Genomic DNA, 2,982 nt, shown 5'->3' on the forward strand with positions numbered 1-2,982 from the left:
CCGCCGCCGCTGCGGCCGCATCGAGCGCGGCGTCGGCCGGCAGCCATTCGAGCACGCGATGCACCGCACGGCCGAGTTGCGCAGCTTCGGTGTCGGCGTCGGCCGCCACCGGGTCGGAGGGCTCGGCGGCGAGACGGACGCGCGGCAGCGCAAGCAGCACCACCGGGCTCTCGGCCGACCTGGCGGACCCTGCCGTGCCACCGGCATCGGCTGACGGTGGGACGGCATCCGCCCCCGCTTCAGCGAGTCGCTGCCACGCGCTCGGCCCTGGCGCCGCGCGGTGCGGGGTTGTCGCGCTGAAGACGAGCCGCTCTCGGGCCCGGGTCATCGCCACGTAGAGCGCATTGAGCTCCTCGCGCGCCCGCCCTTCCTGCTCGGCCGCCATCAGGGCGCGCAGCGACGGCGGGCAACGCGACTCACTGGCGACGAAGGCGCAGCAATGGGGGTGCGCCGCATCGGCCGGCCAGTCGATCAGCAGGGTCGCGGTCTCCGCCTTCGGCGCCTCCGGCATGGTGTCGATCACGAACACCGCGCGCGCCTCCAGGCCCTTGGCGCCATGGATGGTCAGCAACTGCACCGCGTCGGCCGCGCTCTGCGGCGGCAGCAGCACGCGCCGGCGCCGGAGCGCACGCACGAAGTTGTAGGGCGTGGCATGGCGCGCACCGTCGAGCAGCAGCGACTGCGCCAGCAGCGCATCGATGGCCGCAAGCGCCAGCAAGCGCCCCGCAGGCGGCACCACAGCGGCATAGCGCTCGCGCACCTCGCCCTCGTCGACGATGCGATCGAGCAGATCGTGCGGCGGCAGTGCCGCGGCGGCCGCCAGCCAGCCGGGCCACAGCGCGCGGGCCCGATCGAGGGCCGCCCTGCTCGCGCCTGCGCCACGCAGCAGCACCTCGCTCCAGGCAAGCCGCTCAGCCCGCGCCGCCCGTGCGAGCGCCACCAGGTCGTCATCGCTCGCGCCGAACACCGGACTCTTCAGGGCCTGCGCGAACGACAGGTCGTGCGACGGTGACGCCAGCGCATCGAGCAGCGCGACCAGGTCGCGCACTTCGGGCGCCGCCATCAGCTCGCGCTGCTCGGGCGTGGCGTGGGGAACGCCACGTTCACGCAGCGCCTGGGCCACCAGTGCCAACGGGGCCCGCTTGCGACACAGCACCTGGATGTCGCCCGGGGCCAGCCCCCCTTCGGCCAGCAGGGCGGTGATGCCGACCGCAACCTGCTCCGCCTCGATCCGCCGCAGCACCTCTTCAGGCTCGGTGCGCGGTGTGGTGAGGCTGTCGCGCCAACCGCCGGCGGCAACCACCGGACCGCCCTTCTCCGGCCGGGGCACCGCCGGCAGCAACCACACCGCACCGGGCGGCTCGCTCACGTCGGTGGTGTGCGGGCGGAAGTCGTCGAACCGGCCACCGGCCTGCGCGTGCGCGAACACCGCATTCAGTACGGCCAGCACCCGGGGCGCGTTGCGGCGCGTGTGGTCGCACGCCAGGTGGGCACCGTCCAGCGCGGTGACGACGAAGTCGCGCGCGTGCGCGAAGACGCGCGGGTCGGCCCGACGGAAGCGGTAGATGCTCTGCTTCGGATCGCCGACGATGAAGACCGACAGGGGCCGCTGTCCGCTGCTGCCGCCGCCGGCCCCGGCGTAGCCGCTGAGCCAGGCGTCGAGCGTGCGCCACTGCAGCGGGCTGGTGTCCTGGAACTCGTCGATCAGCAGGTGACGCACGCGCGCATCCAGCCGCTCCTGGACCCAGCCCGACAGTTCGGCATCGGCCAGCAGGTGCTCGGCGCAGGCCTCGAGGTCGGCCATGTCGGCGAGGCCGCGGTCGCGCTTGAGCTGGCGGTAGCTGGCGAGCAATACGCGAGACAGCCGGACCATGCGCGCATGCGCACGGTGCGCCGCCTGCTGGTCCATGGCCTCGGCAATGCGCCGCAGCACGTCGGCCGCCTCGTTCAGGCCCGGTGCGTCGATCTGCTTGCGCAGTTCGCCGGTCTTGGTGAACAAGGCCTGCCAGGCGGCGTCGAAGGCCGCCGACGGATCGGCTTCGATGCCGGCCAGCGCCTGCTCGAGTGCGCTGCCCGCATCTCGCGACTTCTTGCCCCCGGCCGCCCCCAGCGCCACCGCCAGAGTCGACAGCGCGCTCCGGATGTCCGGCTGCGCCAGCCAGTCGGCGGGATGGGCCAGTCCGTCGAACTGCGGCCACAGCGCTGCGGCCGCTGGCACGCTGGTTTCCAGCACGCCGGCGGCATCGGCCCGTTCGATCTCGACGCGCTGGTCGAGCGCAGCCTCGAGCCACTGCTGCGCCACGTGCGCCCGCGATCGTGCACGAGTGCCGCGAAGTCCTCGCGCAGGGCGGCATCGGCCGATACGGCCGACAGGAAACGCCGCCAGTAGTGCGGCTGCAGGTCGCTGCGGTCCTCGAGCAGGTCGACCTCGGACTGCAGGCCCAGCGGCTCCAGCAGCGCCAGCGGCGCGGCGCGCAGCAATTGGCTGAACCAGCCGTGGAAGGTGCGGATCTCGACCAGACGCCCACCGGACAGCAGTTCCGCGTACAGCGCGGCCAACCGGGGCACGAGCACGCCGGCCTCCTGCCGCGTGCAGCCGCGATCGACCAGCGCCTGCTCGCGCTGCGCGTCGTCGCACAGCGCGAACTCGTGCAGCCAGCCCTGCAGGCGCTCGCGCATCTCGCCCGCAGCCTTGCGGGTGAAGGTGATGGCCAGGATCTCCTGCGGCGCCGCGCCATCGAGCAGCGCACGCAGGATGCGCGACACCAGCATCCACGTCTTGCCGGCGCCGGCACAGGCTTCGACGACGACGCTGCGGCGCGGGTCGCAGGCCACGCGGTAGAACGCCGCCGGCGCCACCAGCGCGCCATCGATGCGGTAGGCGAACGCCGCCGACGTCATGCCCGGTCCTCGCGCCAGTGGTCGCGCCGGCACAGGCCGCGTGCGCTGCAGTGCTCGCAGGCGCTGCCCTCGCCCAGCGCC

2 protein-coding genes are annotated in these 2,982 nt (G+C 73.7%); both read right to left on the minus strand.

Annotated elements, in window-relative coordinates; genetic code table 11:
* Positions 1 to 1,909, minus strand: a 1,909-nt coding sequence (locus Y694_RS20910; RefSeq protein WP_310732291.1) for a 3'-5' exonuclease, incomplete at its 3' end; no start/stop codon positions are given.
* Positions 1,910 to 1,947: 38 nt separating this feature from the next.
* The coding region (locus Y694_RS26330) for a UvrD-helicase domain-containing protein (protein WP_231497825.1) at positions 1,948 to 2,982 on the minus strand (1,035 nt) is incomplete at its 5' end.

It is taken from the genome of Methylibium sp. T29-B, from assembly GCF_000576225.1.
In the GTDB taxonomy this organism is placed as follows: Bacteria; Pseudomonadota; Gammaproteobacteria; order Burkholderiales; family Burkholderiaceae_C; genus Methylibium; species Methylibium petroleiphilum.